This window comes from Bradyrhizobium sp. CCBAU 51627 (genome assembly GCF_028128765.1).
GTDB lineage: Bacteria > Pseudomonadota > Alphaproteobacteria > Rhizobiales > Xanthobacteraceae > Bradyrhizobium.
The window spans coordinates 1-308 of sequence record NZ_LBJG01000040.1 but is presented as its reverse complement, the minus strand read 5'-3'; the positions used below and the strand labels follow the sequence as shown (position 1 = coordinate 308).

1 protein-coding gene is annotated in these 308 nt (G+C 69.8%); it reads right to left on the bottom strand.

The genetic code is table 11. From position 1 onward, the window contains the following. Positions 1-308 (bottom strand): AMP-binding enzyme (locus XH88_RS25600; RefSeq protein WP_271671022.1); only part of this gene is annotated, 308 nt, incomplete at both ends.

Here is a 308-nt window from a genome sequence, read left to right as displayed (position 1 = left end):
AGCGGAAGCGCCGCCAGCTGCACGAACGCACTCGGCACCATGTAGTCCGGCAGTCGCGCACTTAAGTGCGCCCGCAAGGTGCCCGCAACCCCGCCTCCATCGCCCTCGTCCGCGCCGGCCTCGGGCGCGCAGACCACATAGGCGATCAGATGCTTGTCGCCGGCGCCGTTCTGGCGCGCCACCACCACCGCCTCGCGCACCCAGGCGTGCTCGCAAAGCCGCGCGACGATCTCGCCCGGCTCGATGCGGTAGCCGCGGATCTTCACCTGATCGTCGTTGCGGCCCAGGAACTCAAGATTGCCGTCCGG